This window comes from Streptomyces sp. NPDC050264, assembly GCF_040655895.1.
In the GTDB taxonomy this organism is placed as follows: Bacteria; Actinomycetota; Actinomycetes; order Streptomycetales; family Streptomycetaceae; genus Streptomyces.
This window is the reverse complement of sequence record NZ_JBFAKV010000007.1, coordinates 358,283-378,101: the sequence shown is the minus strand read 5'-3', so window position 1 is coordinate 378,101 and position 19,819 is coordinate 358,283. Positions and strand designations below refer to the sequence as shown.

Below are 19,819 nucleotides of genomic sequence, written 5' to 3'. Positions count from 1 at the left end.
CCGAGTCTGCGCGGTCATAAGTGACTGCACAGTAACCACCCGGCCGATCAGCTGACCGACCGGGTGGTCACCGAAGGAAACAACGAGCCAGGACGCGTCAGTTCGCCGCGGCCTTCTTGCCTCGTGTGGCCCCGCCGCGACCTCGCAGCGTGACCCCGGACTCGCTCAGCATCCGGTGAACGAAGCCATACGAGCGACCGGTCTCCTCGGCCAGTGCCCGGATGCTCGCACCGGAGTCGTACTTTTTCTTCAGGTCTGCCGCGAGCTTGTCGCGCGCGGCGCCGGTTACCCGGCTGCCCTTCTTCAGAGTCTCGGCCACCCGTGCCTCCTCATGGGAAGTGCGCTCTGGATTTCCCATGATCACCCCTTGCGGCGTTCCTGGCCACCCATTCGGCAAGGTCCGTGGGCGCTCAATTCCTGGCGGCACGGTGTTCCACACGACTGGAATTCGAAATTCCGGACGCCTCGCGCACCGGCCGGAACCCTCCGTATCGAAGAACTGGCAGGTCAGCGATATCCCAGGCGCCACAAGGCCGACAAGGACCGGACCGCGAGAAAATCCGTGTATGACACACCGCGGTACGAGGCGATCTCACTCAGATGAGGGATCACGGATCGGCCGAATGATCCATACCAAGTGGATCAATCATTCGATCAAGCCGTGCTGACGCGTCCACAGCGGGGCCGATTCGCGCCGAATCGGCCCCGAAGCGCGTCAGGCCAGCGCGACCAGGTCCGCGTAGCCCTGGCCCCACAGGTCCTCGACACCGTCCGGGAGCAGGATGATGCGCTCCGGCTGGAGCGCGTCGACGGCGCCCTCGTCGTGCGTGACGAGGACGACGGCGCCCTTGTAGGTGCGCAGCGCGCCGAGGATCTCCTCGCGGCTGGCGGGGTCGAGGTTGTTCGTGGGCTCGTCGAGGAGCAGTACGTTCGCCGCCGAGACCACCAGGGTCGCCAGGGCCAGCCGGGTCTTCTCGCCGCCCGAGAGGACCCCGGCCGGCTTGTCGACGTCGTCGCCGGAGAACAGGAACGAGCCGAGCGTCTTGCGCACCTCGACCAGGTCGAGGTCGGGGGCGGAGGAGCGCATGTTCTCCAGGACCGTGCGCTCGGGGTCGAGGGTCTCGTGCTCCTGCGCGTAGTAGCCGAGCTTGAGGCCGTGGCCCTCGATGACCTGCCCGGTGTCGGGCTTCTCGGCGCCGCCGAGCAGCCGCAGCAGGGTGGTCTTGCCCGCGCCGTTGAGGCCGAGGATGACGACCCTTGACCCCTTGTCGATGGCCAGGTCGACGTCCGTGAAGATCTCCAGCGAGCCGTACGACTTCGAGAGCCCCTCGGCCATGAGGGGGGTCTTGCCGCAGGGCGCGGGCTCGGGGAAGCGCAGCTTGGCGACCTTGTCGGAACGGCGCACCTCCTCAAGGCCGGCGAGGAGCTTGTCGGCGCGCTTGGCCATGTTCTGGGCGGCCACCGTCTTGGTCGCCTTGGCGCGCATCTTGTCGGCCTGCGCGTTCAGCGCGCCGGCCTTCTTCTCGGCGTTCTGGCGCTCGCGCTTGCGGCGCTTCTCGTCGGCCTCGCGCTGCTGCTGGTAGAGCTTCCAGCCCATGTTGTAGACGTCGATCTGGGAGCGGTTGGCGTCCAGGTAGAAGACCTTGTTGACGACCGTCTCGACGAGCTCGACATCGTGGGAGATGACGATGAAGCCGCCGCTGTACGTCTTGAGGTAGTCGCGCAGCCAGACGATCGAGTCGGCGTCGAGGTGGTTGGTCGGCTCGTCGAGGAGCAGGGTGTCCGCGTCCGAGAAGAGGATGCGGGCCAGCTCGATACGGCGCCGCTGACCGCCGGAGAGCGTGTGCAGCGGCTGGCCGAGGACGCGGTCGGGCAGGTTCAGCGCGGCGGCGATGGTGGCGGCCTCGGCCTCCGCCGCGTACCCGCCCTTGGTGAGGAACTCGGTCTCCTGGCGCTCGTACTGCTTGAGCGCCTTCGTCTGGGTGGCGCCCGAGCCGGTCGCGATGCGCTGCTCGTTCTCGCGCATCTTGCGCATCAGGCTGTCGAGGCCGCGCGCGGACAGGATGCGGTCGCGGGCCAGCACGTCGAGGTCGCCGGTGCGCGGGTCCTGCGGCAGATAGCCGACCTCACCGGAGCGCGAGATGGTGCCGCCGGCCGGGATGCCCTCACCGGCGAGGCACTTGGTCAGGGTGGTCTTGCCCGCTCCGTTGCGCCCGACCAGACCGATGCGGTCGCCCTTGGCGATACGGAAAGAGGCGTTCTCGATGAGGATGCGGGCGCCGGCGCGCAGTTCGATACCGGATGCGGTGATCACGGGGGTACTCCAGGACAGGGTTAACGGCTGGTTGACAAGGCGAGGGCCGGTCGGCGCCGCTAGACCACCCAGAGAGAAAACGTCATACGAGCCAGTTTAACGGTGGGATGCAAACGGATTTGCCGGGGCCGTGGACCGGGCGGTGCCGGCGGTGCCCGGCAGCTCGTTGCCCAGGGGCGTACGGCGGGGAACGATCCTGCCCAGGCCGTCGACGGCCACGATCTGCTCGCTCCAGGCCACCTCACCCTCCGCGTCGTCCGCGCCGTCCGCACAGGGCTGGGCGACCAGCAGAGCGGATTGCCGTCTTACGTAGGTGGCCGGTTCGAACGCGCAACCCGCGCGCGCGGGCAGCACCCAGCGCAGGTCGCCGTCGGCGGTGCGGTAGGCGGCGATGCGGTGCGGTGTGACGACGGCGAGCATCCGGCCGCCGGGGTCGAGCGGCTGCAGCACCCCGGCACCGCCGCGCGCGCCCGGCGTACGCAGCCAGGCCGCGGCGTCCGGGACCACCCGGTGCCAGCGGACGGCGCGCCCGTCGGCGCCCTCGGTGTCGGTGACCATGCCGTCGCTCCACAGCGCGAGGGCCTGCCCGGGCGCGGCCAGCACGGCGAGCGGACGGCGCCCTTCCCGGGTGTGCCGCCAGCGCAGGGCGGTGTCGAAGGCCTCGACCGCCCCGCCTCTCGTACGCAGCCGGGGAGCGCCCTGCGCGGAATCCGCGGCCACGCGCGCGTGGCGGGTGAGGTGGTCCCCGAAGGGGGCGGGCCGGAGGTGGTGGGCGGCGGCGATCAGGGGCAGGGCGAGGAGGACGGCGGCGAGCGGCCGCAGGAAGCTTTCGCGCGGGCGGCGAGGCGCGGGCTCCGGGCGCGGCAGCGGTGGCGGGGCGGTCCGCCGTGCGGGTCCCGCCTCTGTCGTCACGTCGAGCGGTACGACCGCCATCCCACGCCCCCTCCCTCACCACCAGGCACAAATCAAGCGCAGAGCGTAGCGGCGGCAAGGGGTGCGGGGTTCGCGGACGGCGGCGACACGGCGGGCGGGCCGGCGGCCGTCCCCCGTTCGGCGGTGAGCCGTTCCTTGCGGTCAGGCCCCGCCGGTGTGGACCTGGAACGCCGCTCGGCGTACCGCCTTCGCGAGGGCCGGGTCGGGGTGTGCGGCGGCGAGGGCGACCAGGACCTGCACGGTGCGGGGGTGGCCGACGGCGCGGACCTCTTCGATCAGCGCGGGCACGGTGGGCTGCACCGCGGACTCCAAGTGCCGTACGAGCAGCGGTGCTTCACCGTGATCGGCGACGGCCGCGGCCGTGTCGACCCAGAGCCAGGTGGCCTCTTCGCGGGTGAGGACCGTGTGCACGTCCTCGGGGTCGGCGCCCTCGTACTCGGCCAGCCACAGCAGGGCGTAGGCGCGCAGGCCCGGCTCCTCCGCGCAGCGGCGTACCTCGGGCTCGGCCGGCGCGCCGACGACACGCAGCGCCTCGAAGGCGAGGCCGCGCAGGAGCGCGTCCTCCCCGCGGGCGGCGCCGAGGAGTTCGGTGATGGCGTTCCCGACGTCGCGGGCGGCGAGCCAGGCGCGGTACTCGGCGCGGGCCGCGTTCGGACGCAGGCGCGCGCAGCCGCGCAGCATGTCCTCGGCGGCCACCTCGATGTTCCCGGCCGGGGACTGGGCGGCGACGCAGATCTGCTCCAGCTTGACCCAGACCGCCCAACTGCCCAGCGGCGTAAGGGTGGCGGCCTCGTCGGCGTACGTCAGCGCGCCGACGGAGGCCAGGCCCGCGAGGGACCAGTCGAGCAGGGGAAGGAGCGGGGTGTCCTCGGGCGGCACCGGCTCGGGCTGCGGCCCGTAGGGGATCTCGCAGCGCTCCGTGCGCAGTTCGGCGACGCGCTGGTCGAGGAGGTCGAGGAGCTGGGCGGCCGGCACCGGGCCCGCCATCAGCTGGCAGAAGGAGAGCAACTGCGGTACGGCCTCGACGACTTCGGCCACCGAGGCGGGCTCCAGGGAGTCCGGCGCCGGGTGGACGAGCGACCAGGCGTCGAACAGGGCGACCCAGCCGCGCAGCACGGCCGTGTCGTCGCGATCCCAGACGCGCAGCCGCCAGCCGGGCCGGGCGATGTCGCCGTGCACCTCGACGAGGCCGGCCAGCCGTGCGGTGTCCCAGTCGGCGCGGACCTGGCCGACGGTCAGGCCCAGATCGGCGGCGGCGCGGCGCGCGGTGGCGTCCGAGAGGGTGCCCTTGCCGTCATCCGTGCCGGTGCCGTTGCCGGGGCTCAGCGTGGAGTCCGCCCAGCGCGCCACGCGGACGGCGGCGGCCAGGCCCTGCCGGGCGGCACGGGCCAGCTCGGCGGGCGGCGGGGTGCCCTCCGGGGGGCGCGGCGCGGGCCGCCGGACCGCGGTGCGCGGGGCGGCGGCGGCCAGGGGCTGGCGGCGCGGGCCGACGAGTCGGAGCCTGGAGTCGCGCGGGGTACGGGACGTCACTGGAGCAGTGTCCAGGGTCACCCCGCGAATTCCCAAACGGGAGCTGTTGTTCGGTGTTCGGCCCGCGGTTCGCCGGGGCCGTCGGCGGCTCACATCAGCGGTGTCAGGAAGCGCCGCAGCGTCTCCTCGTACCTCTCCGGGTCCGCGTTCCACATCGCGTTGTGCGGGGCGTCGTCGACCGTGTGCAGGGTGACCAGGTCCGGGCGCCGGTCCGCCAGCCTGCGGGAGGGCGCCCAGGGCGCCACCTCGTCGTCGGGGCCGTGCAGCACGAGCGTGGGGACCTTGAGGGCGCGCGGGTCGACGGCCTCGGTGAGCCGGTCGCCGCTCAGGCCCGTGCGACCCTGCGCGGCCCGCACCGCGAGCGGCAGCAGTGGCGCCGGCGTGCGCCGGGCGCCGGCCAGGGCACGCAGCGTCGCCTCCCAGCTGAGCACCGGGGAGTCGAGGACCAGGCCCGTGACGCGGTCGCGCAGCGCCGAGTGCGCCGCGGCGTGCAGGGCCATGGCGGCCCCCGTGGACCAGCCGTGCAGGATCACGTTCCGGGCGCCGAAACGCACGGCGTAGCGGATCGCGGCGTCCAGGTCGCGCCACTCCGTCTCGCCGAGGTGGCCGAGGCCGTCCGGGGAGCGGGGCGCGCCGAGGTCGCCGCGGTAGGCGAGGGAGAGCACCGGGAACTGCTGGTGGTGCAGGAACCCCATGACGTTCATGGGGTGCTCGCGCGTGGTGCCGAGGCCGTGCACCGTGATGACCCAGGTGTCGCGCACGCCGGGCACGAACCAGGCGGGCAGCGCCCCGAGTTCGCCCGGGACGTCGACGTCGGCGTGGTCGAGGCCGAGCGCGGACTTGGGGTCGCCGATGTGCACCTGCGGCGTGAGCCACCCCTTGCCGCCGGGTTCGACGGTGCCGTGGGTGACGCGCTCCAGGCGGCGTACGACGGTGTCCGCCGCGTGCGGCGCCGATTCGATCACGGGTCCGACGACCGCGTGGTAGTTGTCGCCGGCGAGGCCGTACGTGCCGGGACGCAGCGAGGCCAGGTCACGGGTGAGGGTGATCCGGCCCGCGGCGACGGCGTGGACGGTGAGCCGGGGCTCGGTGGGCAGGGGGCGCCCCGCGGGTGCCTTGAGCGCGGCGTCGCTGGCCAGCCGGCCGGCGGCGATCGCGGCGGCGGAGACCCCGAGCACGGCGGTGACGGCAGCGGCTGTCGCTTTGACGGTACGCACCCGTCCAGTGTCGACGGACGGGCCCGCGCGGGCCAGTGGGGCGGCGGGTGGGAGTGACACCCGTCGGCCCGCGTGCCGGGCGGGTCGGATTTTCCGGGGAGGGGCCAGCCTACTCGGCGCCCGGCTGCTGCCCGTAGCCGCTCAGCCGCTCCCCCACCTCCCGCAGCTGCTCGTCGGTGAGGAGAGAGGGGGTGCGGCCGGGGACGGAGTGGGCGGTGAGCCAGAGGCGGCACATCCACTCCAGTTGTGCTGTGCGGTCGTAGGCGGCGGTGAGGGTGGATCCGTATGTGACGGTCCCGTGATTCTGCAGCAGGCACCCGGAGCGTCCGGCCAGGGCGACGAGCATGTTCTCGGCCAACTCGTCCGTTCCGTACGTCGCATAAGGGGCGACACGCACCAAGCCTCCCAGGGCCGCCGTCATGTAATGGACGGGCGGGAGTTCGGTGACGAGCGTGGACACCGCGGTGGCGTGCACCGCGTGAGTGTGCACGACGGCGCGCGCGCCGGTGTGCCGGTAGACGGCCAGGTGCATCGGGAGTTCGCTGGTGGGGGCGAGCGTGCCGGTGTGCTGTCTGCCGTCGAGATCGACGGCGACGAGGTCGCGCGGGCCGAGCCGGTCGTAGGGGACGCCGCTCGGGGTGACGAGGACGGCCTCTCCGACGCGTACGGAGACATTGCCGGAAGTGCCCACGACCAGCCCGTCGCTCACTGTCCTGCGGGCTGTCGCCACCAGTTCTTCCCACGCCTGCGCGAGTTCCGTCATGGAACGCATCCTGTCAGGTATACGTAATACGACATAAGGGCATAGATCGCCCTCTCAGAACCATTGGCTGGCCTTCGACGGGCAAGACGGGATCTTCCAGTAATCTCTGGGAGATTTGTCATGAACGTCGCCATCCGGGGGGAAACATGGCTCGTGATCACAAACCGTCCCGCCGCCGCGTCACCATCGCGGCGGCGACGTCGGTGGCCGCTCTGACACTGGGGGGGACCGCACTGGCAGAACTGCCCGCACACGCCGCGGGCCTGCCGCGGGGCCACGACGTCTCCTCGCACCAGAAGCACGTCAACTGGGGTAAAGCGAAAAGCAAGGGGGCCCGGTTCGTCTACGTGAAGGCGACCGAGTCGACGACCTACAAGAACCCCTACTTCACACAGCAGTACAACGGCGCACGCCAGGCCCGCATCGTCCGGGGCGCCTACCACTTCGCCGTGCCCAACAAGTCGTCGGGCAGGACGCAGGCCTCGTACTTCGTGCGCAACGGCGGGGCCTGGTCGGGGGACGGCTGGACGCTGCCACCCGCGCTCGACATCGAATACAACCCGTACAGCGCGAAGAAGTGCTACGGCCTGAGCAAGGCCCGGATGGTCTCGTGGATCAGGTCCTTCAGCGACGAGGTCAGGCGCGCGACCGGGCGGCGCCCGGTGATCTACACGAACTACAACTGGTGGAAGAAGTGCACCGGCAACAGCCAGGCCTTCGCCGCCAACCACGCCCTGTGGCTCGCCCGCTACGACGAGAGCTCCGGGGCGCTGCCCGCCGGGTGGTCGTACTGGACCTTCTGGCAGTACGACAACGGCGGCAGCCTGCCGGGTGACCAGAATGTGTTCAACGGCTCGATGGCCCAATTGAAGAGGTTCGCCCGGGGGTAGCCGACCGGGGCCGGCAGTCCCGCGGAACCCTTGATTCCGGGCCCTCCGCGGGACCGATCCGGAACCTCCGCCGCCGCGCCGGACGAAGCGGAGCGGCAGCACTCCGCTTGCGGTCACCGCACAGCCCGACCCAGTTCATCTTCCGTTCACTCGGCTTGCTTACGTTCATCGTGCCACTGACGTCCGAACGAAGCCTGGGTAAATGGAACACATCACGCTGCTCCTTGCGATCGTGATCGTTACCGCGCTGGTCTTTGATTTCACCAACGGTTTCCACGACACCGCCAACGCGATGGCGACGACCATCTCGACAGGCGCCCTCAAGCCGAAGACGGCGGTGGCCATGTCCGCCGTGCTGAACCTCGTCGGAGCGTTTCTCTCCGTGGAGGTCGCGAAGACCATCTCCGGCGGCATCATCAACGAGGACGGCCTCAAGACCGAGGTCATCTTCGCGGCGCTCGTCGGCGCCATCCTCTGGAACCTGCTGACCTGGCTGGTCGGCCTGCCGTCCAGTTCCTCGCACGCGCTGTTCGGCGGCCTCATCGGCGCCGCGGTCATGTCGATGGGCTGGTCGTCGGTGAACGGCGGCACCGTCGTCACCAAGGTGCTGCTGCCCGCGGTCGCCGCGCCGATCGTCGCCGGTCTCGCCGCGATGCTCGCCACGCGCCTCACCTACCGCATCAGCAAGAAGACCGACCAGAAGGCGACCGCCAAGGGCTACCGCGCCGGGCAGATCGCCTCGGCCGGCCTCGTCTCCCTCGCGCACGGCACGAACGACGCGCAGAAGACGATGGGCATCATCACCCTCGCCCTGATCACCGGCGGCGTCCTCGCGCCGGGCGCGAACCCGCCGCTGTGGGTCATCGTCTCGGCCGGCATGGCCATCGCGATGGGCACCTACCTGGGCGGCTGGCGCATCATCCGCACCATGGGCAAGGGCCTCACCGACCTCGCCCCGCAGCAGGGCTTCGCCGCGCAGACCAGCGCCGCGACCGCGATCCTCGCCTCCTCGCACATCGGCTTCTCGCTCTCCACCACCCAGGTCTGCTCCGGCGCCGTGATGGGTTCCGGGCTCGGCCGCAAGGGCGGTGTCGTCCGCTGGTCGACCGCCACCCGGATGTTCGTCGCGTGGGGCCTGACCCTGCCGGCCGCCGGTCTCGTCGGCGCGGGCGCCGAGTTCCTCACCAAGCAGGGCCCGTGGGGCGTCGGACTCACGGCGCTTCTCCTGATCAGCGGCGCCGCGGTCATCTGGAAGCTGTCCCGCCGCGACTCCGTCGACCACACGAGCGTCACCCCCGACGCGGCCGACTCCGCCGAGGAGCCCGCGGGCGTCGTGACCACGGCGATCGCCGCCGTCAGCCCGCCGCCGATCGCCGCGCTCGTGGAGTCCGGGGCATCGGCCGAGATGAAGTCCACGATCCCCGCACCGGCCCCGGCCGTGGCCGACCCCGCGCGCCCCGCCGGCGCCACGCTGTAAGGAAGCAGGACCAGCTATGAAGATCGACTGGGCGGCTCTCGGCTCCGTCTTCGGGGTCAGTCTCGTGGTCACCGTGGCCCTGGTGGGCCTGTTCACCCTCGGCATCGTGGGCCTCTCCAAGCGGGAGTCCACGGCGCAGCGCGGCGGCTCGGCGACGGTCGCCACGTCCGGCGCGTACCTGTGCTTCGCGCTGTGCGCGGCCGCCGTGGCGTACGGAATCTTTCTGATCGTGGCCTGACTTGGACCTGCCCCGACCCGAACCGACGACGGCGCCCCACGGACTCCTTGTCCGTGGGGCGCCGTCGTCCGTCGTCCACCGTCGTCCGCGCGGGGACGAGGAGAAGGACGGCGGCACGGCCTCCCGTCCCGTACCTGTACGTACGTCTCGTCGATGGCCGCTTCCACGCAGGCGTCGCTCTCCAGTTGTCCCTGCTGCTCGGTTCGTCCGCGGCCCTTGCCGTCGCGTGCCGTAGCGGCCCGCCTTTGTTTTGCGCGCTGGGGCGGGGTCGGACGCGTGTCCGGCGCGTCGGGGCCTCTGTGTGGACCTCCCCACACTCCGCTCTCCCAGGTCAACGGCGAGTTGACGCGCCTTCGCGGACCGTGGTGGACTTCCCGGGCCATATACGGCAGCAGTCCGAGGAAGCCGGTGCGAATCCGGCGCGGTCCCGCCACTGTGAGCCCTCCTCCGGGGAGGGCGAGCCAGGAACTCTCGCTGCCGGTCTCGTCGAACCAGGGCGTGGACACCCTGAGTGAGGACAACTACCGCCATGTTCGCCCTGCGCGGCGCGGCGCGGGCCGAGCGCGTCTTCGCGTCCGGTGCCGCCGCCGGACTCCTCGCCGACCTGCTGTTCGGTGATCCGCGTCGAGGGCACCCCGTCGCCGGTTTCGGCCGGGCCGCGGGAGCCGTGGAACGTGTGCTGTGGCGGGACCACCGTGGGTGGGGAGCCGCGCACACCGTGATCTGCGCGGGTGGAGCCGCCGCTGTCGGCGCCCTCGCCGCCCGTGCCGTACGCCGCTCCCCCGCCGCCTCCGTCGCGCTGACCGCCGCCGCCACCTGGGCCGTGCTCGGCGGCACCTCGCTGGGCCGGGAGGCGCGGGGCGTCGGGTCCGCGCTCGAGGCCGGGGACGTGGAGCTGGCACGGGAGCTGCTGCCGCGGCTGTGCGGCCGGGATCCGCAGGGACTGGACGCCGACGGGATCGCGCGCGGGGTCGTCGAGTCCGTCGCCGAGAACACCTCGGACGCCGTCGTGGGCGCGCTGGTGTGGGGCGCCCTGGGCGGGGTGCCGGGCCTGCTCGCCTTCCGGGCCGTGAACACGCTGGACGCGATGGTCGGGCACAAGTCCTTCAAATACCGCCGGTTCGGCTGGGCCTCGGCCCGGCTCGACGATGTGGCCGGGTGGCCGGGGGCGCGGCTGACGGGAGCGCTGGCCGTGCTGGCGGGCGGGCGGCCGCGCGAGGCCGCCCGGGCCTGGCGCGAGGACGCGGGGCGCCATCCGAGTCCCAACGCGGGGGTCGTCGAGGCCTCGTTCGCGGGGGCGCTCGGGGTGCGGCTCGGCGGGACGCTGGCGTACGGGGGCAGGATCGAGCACCGGCCCGTGCTGAACGCGCGCGGGCGCGCGGTGCGGGTGTCGGACGTGGAGCGGGCCGCGCGGTTGTCGCGGCGGGTGAGTGTGGCGGCGTGGGGAGTCTGTGTGGCCGGGCGGTTGTTGGTGCGAGGGTCTCTGCGAGGACGTCGATGAGTGGGCGCGGAGGCGGGCTGCTCGTCGCCGGGACCACGTCGGACGCCGGGAAGAGCGTGGTCACCGCGGGGATCTGCCGGTGGCTCGTACGGCAGGGCGTGAAGGTCGCGCCGTTCAAGGGGCAGAACATGTCCCTGAACTCGTTCGTGACGCGCGAGGGCGCCGAGATCGGGCGGGCGCAGGCGATGCAGGCGCAGGCCGCCCGGGTCGAGCCGACCGCGCTGATGAATCCGGTGCTGCTCAAACCGGGCAGCGACCGCAGCAGCCAGGTCGTGCTCATGGGCAAGCCCGTGGGTGAGATGAGCGCGCGGGGCTATCACGGGGCGCGGCAGGGCGCGTTGCTCGACACCGTCGTGGGATGCCTGGAGGAGTTGCGGGGCAGCCATGACGCCGTGATCTGTGAAGGGGCCGGTTCCCCGGCCGAGATCAATCTTCGGCGTACCGACATCGTGAACATGGGGATCGCGCGGGCGGCCCGGCTGCCGGTGCTGGTGGTCGGGGACATCGACCGGGGTGGTGTGTTCGCCTCGTTCTTCGGTACGACGGCGCTGCTCGCGCCCGAGGACCAGGAGCTGCTCGCCGGGTATCTGGTGAACAAGTTCCGGGGTGACGTCAGCCTGCTCGAACCCGGGCTCGACATGCTCAAGTCCCTTACCGGACGGCCCACTTACGGCGTACTCCCCTATCAGCACGGTCTCGGTATCGACGAGGAGGACGGGCTGCGGGTGTCCCTGCGGGGCACGGTGCGCGAGTCCGTGGTGGCGCCGCCCGTCGGCGAGGACGTGCTGCGGGTCGCCGTGTGCGCGGTGCCGCTGATGTCGAACTTCACGGATGTCGACGCGCTGGCCGCCGAGCCGGGTGTCGTGGTCCGGTTCGTGGACCGCGCCGAGGAGCTGGTGGACGCCGATCTGGTGGTCGTGCCGGGCACGCGCGGAACGGTGAAGGCGCTGGAATGGCTGCGGGAGCGCGGGCTCGCGGACGCGCTGGCGCGGCGGGCCGCCGAGGGGCGCCCGGTGCTCGGCATCTGCGGCGGGTTCCAGGTGCTCGGGGAGCGCGTCGAGGACGAGGTCGAGTCACGGGCCGGTGTCGTGAGCGGGCTCGGGCTGCTTCCCGTACGCGTGCGGTTCGAGCGGGAGAAGACCCTGGCGCGGCCGGTGGGCGAGGCGCTCGGGGAGTATGTCGAGGGGTACGAGATCCATCACGGGGTCGCGGAGGTGCTCGGCGGGGACGCCTTCTTGGACGGGTGCCGGGTGGGGGCCGTCTGGGGGACGCACTGGCACGGGTCGTTGGAGTCGGACGGGTTCCGGCGGGCGTTCCTGCGGGCGGTCGCGGAGGCGGCCGGGCGGCGGTTCGTGCCGGCGCCGGACACGTCGTTCGCCGCGTTGCGGGAGGAGCAGCTGGACCGGCTCGGGGATCTGGTGGAGCGGTATGCCGATACGGAGGCTTTGTGGCGGCTGATCGAAGGCGGGGCCCCGGCCGGGTTGCCGTTTGTTCCGCCGGGGGCCCCGTCGTGAGTGTCGTCGCGCATGCAGCCCTGGGAGGTCGCCCCCGCCGCCCCGACCCGACCCGGCCCCGGGGGCTGCGCCCCCGGTCCCCCCTAGGGCCCGTCTGCAAACTCCCCTCTGCCCGGCGACGCCCGGCACGCACTCTCGCGGCCCGCGGCGGAGCCGCTCATCGATACAGCCCCGCGCCCCTCACGGGGCGCCTCAACTCATCGGAGGATGACGGCTGATGCCCACCCCGTACCCGTTCACCGCCCTCGTCGGCCAGGACGACCTGCGGCTCGCCCTGTTGCTGAACGCCGTCTCCCCCGCCGTCGGCGGTGTACTGGTGCGCGGCGAGAAGGGGACCGCCAAGTCCACTGCCGTGCGGGCCCTTTCGGCGCTGCTGCCCGATGTGGACGTCGTCCCCGGATGCCGGTTCTCGTGCGCCCCGGCCGCGCCCGACCCGCAGTGCCCGGACGGTCCGCACGAGGTCGGCCCGGGAGTTCACCGGGCCGCGCGCATGGTCGAGTTGCCGGTCGGCGCGTCCGAGGACCGGCTCGTCGGCGCGCTCGACATCGAGCGGGCGCTCTCCGAGGGCGTGAAGGCCTTCGAGCCGGGGCTGCTCGCCGACGCGCACCGCGGGATCCTCTACGTCGACGAGGTGAACCTGCTCCACGACCACTTGGTCGACCTGCTCCTCGACGCCGCGGCCATGGGCGCCTCCTACGTCGAGCGCGAGGGCGTCTCCGTACGGCATGCGGCGCGCTTCCTCCTCGTCGGGACGATGAACCCCGAGGAGGGCGAGCTGCGGCCGCAGTTGCTCGACCGGTTCGGGCTGACCGTGGAGGTCGCCGCGTCGCGGGAGCCGGAGCAGCGCGTGCAGGTCGTCAAGCGGCGGCTCGCCTACGACGACGACCCCGAGGGCTTCACCGCGCGCTGGGCCGGCGAGGAGGCCGGCGTGCGCGAGCGGATCGCCGCCGCCCGCGCCCTGCTGCCCCAAGTGCGCCTCGGTGACGGGGCGTTGACCCGGATCGCCGCGACGTGTGCCGCGTTCGAGGTGGACGGGATGCGGGCCGACATCGTGATGGCCCGTACCGCGACCGCGCTCGCCGCGTGGGCGGGGCGCACCGATGTGCTCGCGGAGGACGTGCGGCAGGCCGCGCTGCTCGCGCTCCCGCACCGGCGGCGCCGCAATCCCTTCGACGCGCCGGGCCTCGACGAGGACAAGCTCGACGAGACCCTGGACGAGTTCGGGCCCGACGACCCCGATGACGATCCCGGGGGCGACGGCCCGGACGACGGGGGCCCCGGCGGTGGCGGCGGCCTGCCGCCCCGGAACGGCCCGCAGGACGGCCCTGAGCAGGACGGGTCCTCGCAGGACGGGCCCGAGGCGGACGGCGCCGAGCCGCGGGAGGCCGCCGAGGAGCCGGCGGGCGCGCCCGCGCCCGGCGGCGCCCGGGAGCAGCGGGCCGTCTCGGCCGGTGAGCCGTTCCGTACGAAGATGCTGAGCGTCCCGGGTCTGGGCGAGGGGGCCGCCGGGCGGCGGTCCAGGGCGCGGACCGAGCACGGCCGCACGACGGGCGCCGTCCGGCCCCGGGGCACCCTGACCAAGCTGCACCTGGCCGCCACGGTGCAGGCGGCCGCGCCGCATCAGCGGGCGCGCGGACGGTCGGGGCGCGGGCTCGTGGTGCGCCGCGACGACCTGCGGCAGGCCACCCGGGAGGGTCGCGAGGGAAATCTGGTCCTCTTCGTCGTGGACGCCTCCGGGTCGATGGCCGCGCGGCAGCGGATGGGCGCCGTGAAGGGCGCCGTGCTGTCGCTGCTGCTCGACGCGTACCAGCGGCGCGACAAGGTGGGGCTCGTGACGTTCCGCGGGACGGGGGCCGAGGTGGCGCTGCCGCCGACGTCGAGCGTGGACACGGCCGCGGCCCGGCTCGAATCGCTGCCGACAGGTGGGCGCACGCCGCTGGCCGCGGGGCTGCTCAAGGCGCACGAGGTGCTGCGCGTCGAGCGGCTGCGGGACCCGGCGCGGCGGCCGCTGATGGTCGTGGTGACCGACGGGCGGGCCACGGGCGGGCCCGAGCCGGTGAAGCTGGCCGGCCGCGCGGCCGGACTGCACGCCGTCGAGGGGACGGCGTCCGTCGTCGTCGACTGCGAGTCGGGCATGGTGCGGCTCGGGCTCGCCGGGCAGCTGGCCGGTCAACTCGGCGGCTCCGCCGTCACGTTGGAGGAACTGCGGGCCGACGCCATCGCCGGACTCGTCAAGGACGTACAGGGAACGAACCAGACCCGCAGGAGGGCCGCCTGATGCCGCAGGGACAGCCGAGTGTCGTACCGGACGACGGGCTGACGACACGTCAGCGCCGCAACCGCCCGCTGGTGTTCGTGCACACCGGCATCGGCAAGGGCAAGTCGACGGCCGCGTTCGGGCTCGCGCTGCGGGCCTGGAACCAGGGCTGGCCGATCGGGGTGTTCCAGTTCGTCAAGTCGGCGAAGTGGAAGGTCGGCGAGGAGAACGCGCTGAAGGTCCTCGGCGCCTCCGGCGAGGGCGGCACCGTCGACTGGCACAAGATGGGCGAGGGCTGGTCGTGGGTGCAGCGCGGCATCCACGGCGACAACTCCGACAACGAGGAGAAGGCCCGCGAGGGCTGGGAGCAGGTGAAGCGGGACCTGGCCGCCGAGACGTACAAGCTGTACGTGCTCGACGAGTTCGCGTATCCGATGCACTGGGGCTGGATCGACGTGGACGAGGTGGTGGAGGTGCTGCGCAACCGGCCCGGCACGCAGCACGTCGTCATCACGGGCCGCAACGCCCCTGAGAAACTGGTCGAGTTCGCGGATCTCGTCACCGACATGTCGAAGGTGAAGCACCCGATGGACGCGGGCCAGAAGGGCCAGCGGGGCATCGAGTGGTGACAGGCACGACCGGGGCGACCGTGGACGTTCCGCGGCTGGTCATCGCCGCGCCCGCGTCCGGGTCCGGCAAGACGACCGTGGCGACGGGCCTGATGGCCGCGTTCGCCGAGCGCGGTCTCGCCGTGTCGCCGCACAAGGTCGGGCCCGACTACATCGACCCGGGCTACCACGCCCTCGCGACGGGACGTCCCGGCCGGAACCTGGACGCGTACATGTGCGGGCCCGACCTCGTCGGCCCGCTGTTCGCGCACGGCGCGCAGGGCTGCGAACTGGCCGTCGTGGAAGGCGTGATGGGCTTGTTCGACGGCGCCTCGGGGCAGGGCGAGCTGGCCTCGACGGCTCATGTCGCCAAGCTGCTCAAGGCGCCCGTCGTGCTGGTCGTCGACGCCTCGTCGCAGTCGCGTTCGGTGGCGGCGCTGGTGCACGGCTTCGCCTCGTTCGACCCACAGGTACGGCTCGCGGGCGTCATCCTCAACAAGGTCGGTTCGGAGCGGCACGAGCTGCTGCTCCGGGAGGCCCTGGAGGAGGTCGGTGTGCCGGTCTTCGGCGCGTTGCGCCGGGTACCTCAAGTGGCCACGCCCGCACGGCACCTGGGGCTCGTCCCGGTGGCCGAGCGGAGTTCCGATGCGGTGGGTTCGGTGCGCGCGGCCGCGGCGATGGTGCGCGAGGGCTGCGATCTGGAGGGCCTGCTGGCGCTGGCACGTACGGCTCCGCCGCTGGTGACGGAGGCGTGGAGTCCCGCACCCCAGGAGAAGCGGCCGGCCGGGCCGCGCGCCGCCGCCCCGGTCGTGGCGGTGGCCGGCGGCCCCGCCTTCACCTTCTCCTACGCCGAGCACGCCGAACTGCTCACCGCGGCGGGCGCCCGGGTGGCCACCTTCGACCCGCTCCATGACGAACAGCTCCCGGAGGGCACCGCCGCGATCGTCATCGGCGGCGGCTTCCCGGAGGTCTACGCCCCCGAGCTCTCCGCCAACGGCCGGCTCCGCAAGGCCGTCGCGGAACTGGCCCGCACCGGCGCCCCCGTCGTCGCCGAATGCGCGGGCCTGCTGTACCTGTCGCGGTCCCTCGACGGCCAGGAGATGTGCGGCGTGCTGGACGCGGACGCGCGGATGACGAGCCGGCTCACGCTCGGCTACCGGGACGCCGTCGCCGTCTCCGACAGCGTGCTCGCCCCGGCCGGCGCCCGGCTGCGCGGCCACGAGTTCCACCGCACCGCCCTCGAACCGGGCGCCGGGCCCGCGCCCGCGTGGGGCATGCGGCTGCCGGCACCGCGCGTCGAGGGCTTCGTACAGCAGGGGGTGCACGCCAGCTATCTGCACACCCACTGGGCGGCGCTGCCGGACATCGCCCGGCGCATCGTGGACCGGTGCGCGGCGCCGTGAGCTCAGCCGGCGAGGCCCACGACGAGCCAGATGAACGCCGCTCCCGCGACCGTGCACAGCAGTGTCGAGCGGGCGGGGTGGTCGTGGTGGGCCTCGGGCAGGATCTCGGCGGCGGCCAGGTACAGCAGCACTCCGCCGAAGAATCCGAGATAGCCGCCGAGCAGTTGCTCCGGAATGGTGAACAGGAGCGTCGACGCGGCGCCCACCACCGGGGCCGCCGCGTCGGCGAGCAGCATCATCGTCGCCTTGCGGCGGGCGTTCCCGTACAGGCGCGTGATCGTGTACGTGTTGAAGCCGTCGGCGAAGTCGTGCGCGATCACCGCCAGCGCCACGGCGAGGCCCATGCCGCCGCCCACCTGGAACGCGGCGCCGATCGCGATGCCGTCCATCATGCTGTGCCCGACCATCGCCCCGGCCGCCGTGAGGCCGACCTCGGGGGCTCTGCCGTGCTCGTGCTCGTCGCCACCGTGAGCGGCCTGGCGCTGGGCGAGGAGGTGTTCCAGGACGTGCGCGCCGAGGAACCCCGCGACGAACAGCAGCAGCGCCGCCGGCACCCCGAAGACCGGTCCGCCCGCCGCGTCCAGGGCCTCCGGGAGCAGGTCGAGGCCGACCACGCCGAGCATCAGCCCACCCGCCAGACCGAGCACCAGGTGGCGCCGGTCGGTGACCCGCCTCGCGGTCCAGCCGCCGACCAGGGTCATCACAAAAGCGCCGAGCGCCACGAACACCGCCATAGGCCCTGCCTAACCCATCCGACCCCCGTGGCGCACATCCGACACCGTCCGGACGCCGTGGTCGTCGGGGTCGGGGCGCGCGCCGGGGCGGCCTCCGACGAGGTGCTGGGGCTCGTCCGGTCCGTCCTGGCGGAGGCGGGGGCCGGGGCGGGCGACGTGGTGGCGCTCGCGACGGTCGACGCGAAGGGGCGGGAGCCCGGGATCGTGGCGGCGGCCGCGGCGCTCGGGGTGCCTCTGGTGACGTACGCCGCCGGGCTGCTCGCCGCCGTGCCGGTCCCGCACCCTTCGCGGAGGGCGCGCGGTGCGGTGGGCACGCCGTCGGTCGCCGAGGCGGCCGCGCTCGCCGGCGGGGGTGAGCTGCTCGTACCCAAACGGATCTCGGCGGGGGCGGGTGGCGGGGCCGGACGGGTGACGTGCGCCGTGGCCCGGGCCGGGTAGGGTCCGGTCCCTCTCCGCCTTCCGCGCCCCGTCTTTTCGTGACTTTCGTGTTCAGACTGCGTACGCCCCCTGTACGTCTTCCCGTACGTCCCCCGCAAGGAGCCCGTCCCGTGCACACTCCGCCCCCGGCCCAGCTCGCCGCCCTGGAGCGGCGGCTCGACGACGCCCGCGGCCCGTACGACCGGGCCGACGTGATGGTCCTGCTCGTCGGGCAGGGCTCCGCCGACCCCGCGGTCAATGCCGAACTCTGCGCGGCGGCACGGCTGTTGTGGGAGGGCAGCGGGTACGCCGGGGTCGAACCCGCCTTTGTGTCGGTGGCGGCGCCGGACGTGCCCTCGGGGCTCGACCGGTGTGCGGCGCTCGGGGCGCGGCGGGTGGTCGTGCTGCCGTACGAGGCGCTGCCGTCGGACCGGTTCTGGGCGCATGCCTCGGGGTGGGCCGACGCGCGCCCGGAGGTGGAGGTGCGGCGCGGGACGTTCCCCGACGGGCCGTCGAACGCGGCGGGCGGGCCCGACCTCCGGCATCACGGGGACGCGGAAGTGCGGGACGACGGCGAGAAGTTGACGGACCTCGCCGTGAACGTCCGTACCGGTACGCCACCCACGTGGCTGCGGGAACATCTCGCCGGCTCACTGGAAGGCCTCGCGGCGTATCCGGACGGGCGGGCGGCGCGGGCGGCGGTGGCCGCGCGGCACGGGGTGCCGGTGGAGCGGGTCCTGCTCACGGCCGGGGCGGCCGAGGCGTTCGTCCTGCTGGCGCGGGCGCTTCGGGTGCGGCGCCCGGTGGTGGTCCATCCGCAGTTCACGGAACCGGAGGCGGCGCTGGCGGATGCCGGGCACGCGGTCGGGCGGGTGCTGTTGCGGGAGGAGGACGGGTTCCGGCTCGACGCCTCGCTGGTGCCCCGGGACGCCGATCTGGTGGTCGTCGGCAATCCGACGAACCCGACGTCCGTGCTGCATCCCGCCGAGGATGTGGCCCGGCTCGCGCGGCCGGGGCGGGTGCTCGTCGTCGACGAGGCGTTCATGGACGCCGTACCGGGTGAACGGGAGTCCCTGGCCGGGCGGACGGACGTGCCCGGTCTCGTGGTGCTGCGGAGCCTGACGAAGACGTGGGGGCTGGCGGGCCTGCGCATCGGGTACGTGCTGGCCGAGCCGCAGGTGGTGGCTGCGCTGGAGCACGCTCAGCCGTTGTGGCCGGTGTCGTCGCCCGCGCTGGCGGCCGCGCAGGCGTGCGTGTCGGCGCGCGGGGTCTCCGAGGCGGCCGACGCGGCGCTGGCCGTCGCGGCGGACCGGGAGTATCTGGTGGGCCTGCTGCGGGAGTTGGCCGGTCTCGGGGTGTCGGTGGCGGGCCCTGCGGAGGGGCCGTTCGTGCTGGTACGGGTACCGGGCGCTCGCGCTGTGCGGGAGCAGTTGCGTGGGCGCGGTCTTGCTGTGCGGCGGGGCGATACGTTTCCGGGGCTGGGGGCGGATTGGGTGCGGGTCGCTGTGCGGGATCGGGGGGTCAGTGCGGGGTTTGTGGCGGCGTTGAGGGAGGCGCTGGGCGGTTGAGGCGGGGGGCTCCGCCGGGTTACGGGGTGGGCCCGGGTTGCTCGCGGTTCCCTGCCGGGGGGCCGTGTGCGCGTTGCGGTACGTCGTGGTTGCTCGCGCCGTTCCCCGCGCCCCCTAACGGGGTCCCCGCCGCGCGCCCGTTCCCGTACGGCACGCCCTCCAACGACCCCCGCCGCACGCCCGTTCCCGCACGCCGTCGCTACTCACGCCGACCCCCGCACCCCCCAACAGACACCCGCCACGCGCCCGTTCCCGTACGACACGCCCTCCAACGGCCCCCCGCCGCACGCCCGTTCCCGCACGCCGTCGCTACTCACGCCAATCCCCGCACCCCCCAACAGGCCCCCGCCACGCGCCCGTTCCCGTACGACACGCCCTCCAACGGCCCCCCGCCGCAAGCCCGTTCCCGCACGCCGTCGCTACTCACGCCAATCCCCGCACCCCCCAACAGGCCC

17 protein-coding genes, 1 pseudogene and 1 riboswitch are annotated in these 19,819 nt (G+C 73.2%); of the genes and pseudogenes, 11 read left to right on the top strand and 7 right to left on the bottom strand.

The window, feature by feature from the left end; translation table 11 throughout:
- Positions 1–97: 97 nt before the first annotated feature.
- From AB0J02_RS15670 to AB0J02_RS15645, 6 genes are all read right to left on the bottom strand, one after another.
- A complete protein-coding gene (locus AB0J02_RS15670) occupies positions 98–319 on the bottom strand; it encodes a helix-turn-helix domain-containing protein (protein ID WP_324772334.1) in 222 nt (73 codons plus the stop codon).
- A 396-nt stretch (positions 320–715) separates the two neighbouring features.
- A complete protein-coding gene (locus AB0J02_RS15665; protein WP_363194186.1) occupies positions 716–2,314 on the bottom strand; it encodes an ABC-F family ATP-binding cassette domain-containing protein in 1,599 nt (532 codons plus the stop codon).
- A 96-nt stretch (positions 2,315–2,410) separates the two neighbouring features.
- Positions 2,411–3,247, bottom strand: a complete 837-nt coding sequence (locus AB0J02_RS15660; protein ID WP_363194185.1) for a hypothetical protein — start codon at positions 3,245–3,247, stop codon at positions 2,411–2,413.
- 141 nt (positions 3,248–3,388) lie between these two features.
- On the bottom strand, positions 3,389–4,777 hold the full coding sequence (locus AB0J02_RS15655) for a hypothetical protein (protein WP_363194184.1): 1,389 nt from the start codon (positions 4,775–4,777) through the stop codon (positions 3,389–3,391).
- Between the two features lie 89 nt (positions 4,778–4,866).
- Entirely contained in the window at positions 4,867–5,994 is a 1,128-nt protein-coding gene (locus tag AB0J02_RS15650; protein WP_363194183.1) for an alpha/beta fold hydrolase, read from the bottom strand.
- 109 nt (positions 5,995–6,103) lie between these two features.
- Positions 6,104–6,757: a class II aldolase/adducin family protein gene (locus tag AB0J02_RS15645; RefSeq protein WP_363194182.1), complete on the bottom strand. Its 654-nt coding sequence runs from the start codon at positions 6,755–6,757 to the stop codon at positions 6,104–6,106.
- A gap of 146 nt (positions 6,758–6,903) precedes the next feature.
- Here AB0J02_RS15645 and AB0J02_RS15640 point away from each other — a divergent pair, with 146 nt between their 5' ends.
- From AB0J02_RS15640 to AB0J02_RS15605, 8 genes are all read left to right on the top strand, one after another.
- A complete protein-coding gene (locus AB0J02_RS15640) occupies positions 6,904–7,647 on the top strand; it encodes a lysozyme (protein WP_363194181.1) in 744 nt (247 codons plus the stop codon).
- 202 nt (positions 7,648–7,849) lie between these two features.
- Positions 7,850–9,124: an inorganic phosphate transporter gene (locus AB0J02_RS15635; protein WP_363194180.1), complete on the top strand. Its 1,275-nt coding sequence runs from the start codon at positions 7,850–7,852 to the stop codon at positions 9,122–9,124.
- Between the two features lie 16 nt (positions 9,125–9,140).
- Entirely contained in the window at positions 9,141–9,362 is a 222-nt protein-coding gene (locus AB0J02_RS15630) for a hypothetical protein (RefSeq protein WP_363194179.1), read from the top strand.
- 398 nt (positions 9,363–9,760) lie between these two features.
- A riboswitch (cobalamin riboswitch) is annotated at positions 9,761–9,833 on the top strand.
- A 58-nt stretch (positions 9,834–9,891) separates the two neighbouring features.
- Positions 9,892–10,863, top strand: coding sequence for a cobalamin biosynthesis protein (locus tag AB0J02_RS15625; protein WP_363194259.1), 972 nt, complete (start codon positions 9,892–9,894; stop codon positions 10,861–10,863).
- Positions 10,860–12,377, top strand: a complete 1,518-nt coding sequence (locus AB0J02_RS15620) for a cobyric acid synthase (protein WP_363194178.1) — start codon at positions 10,860–10,862, stop codon at positions 12,375–12,377. The genes AB0J02_RS15625 and AB0J02_RS15620 overlap by 4 nt, the downstream gene beginning before the upstream one ends.
- Positions 12,378–12,594: 217 nt before the next feature.
- The gene (locus AB0J02_RS15615; protein WP_363194177.1) at positions 12,595–14,655 is read left to right on the top strand and encodes a putative cobaltochelatase; all 2,061 of its coding nucleotides are present in this window, start codon (positions 12,595–12,597) and stop codon (positions 14,653–14,655) included.
- The gene (gene cobO / locus AB0J02_RS15610) at positions 14,655–15,263 is read left to right on the top strand and encodes a cob(I)yrinic acid a,c-diamide adenosyltransferase (protein ID WP_363194176.1); all 609 of its coding nucleotides are present in this window, start codon (positions 14,655–14,657) and stop codon (positions 15,261–15,263) included. Before AB0J02_RS15615 ends, cobO begins: the two co-directional genes overlap by 1 nt.
- Positions 15,260–16,645: a cobyrinate a,c-diamide synthase gene (locus tag AB0J02_RS15605; RefSeq protein WP_363194175.1), complete on the top strand. Its 1,386-nt coding sequence runs from the start codon at positions 15,260–15,262 to the stop codon at positions 16,643–16,645. The genes cobO and AB0J02_RS15605 overlap by 4 nt, the downstream gene beginning before the upstream one ends.
- A gap of 2 nt (positions 16,646–16,647) precedes the next feature.
- On the opposite strand, the gene AB0J02_RS15600 is transcribed toward AB0J02_RS15605, so the two are convergent.
- Positions 16,648–17,379 (bottom strand): ZIP family metal transporter, encoded by a 732-nt coding sequence (locus AB0J02_RS15600; protein ID WP_363194174.1) that lies wholly within the window; start codon positions 17,377–17,379, stop codon positions 16,648–16,650.
- Between the two features lie 27 nt (positions 17,380–17,406).
- Between AB0J02_RS15600 and AB0J02_RS15595 the strand changes: the two genes are divergently transcribed.
- From AB0J02_RS15595 to cobC, 3 genes and pseudogenes are all read left to right on the top strand, one after another.
- Positions 17,407–17,817 carry a cobalamin biosynthesis protein gene (locus tag AB0J02_RS15595; RefSeq protein ID WP_363194173.1) on the top strand — a complete coding sequence of 137 codons (411 nt, stop codon included), beginning with the start codon at positions 17,407–17,409 and terminating at the stop codon, positions 17,815–17,817.
- Between the two features lie 194 nt (positions 17,818–18,011).
- A pseudogene (locus tag AB0J02_RS15590) lies at positions 18,012–18,197 on the top strand (CbiX/SirB N-terminal domain-containing protein); the annotation flags it as partial.
- An 81-nt stretch (positions 18,198–18,278) separates the two neighbouring features.
- Complete coding sequence (gene cobC, locus AB0J02_RS15585) at positions 18,279–19,364, top strand: Rv2231c family pyridoxal phosphate-dependent protein CobC (protein ID WP_363194258.1); 1,086 nt, start codon at positions 18,279–18,281, stop codon at positions 19,362–19,364.
- The last annotated feature ends 455 nt before the right edge of the window (positions 19,365–19,819 follow it).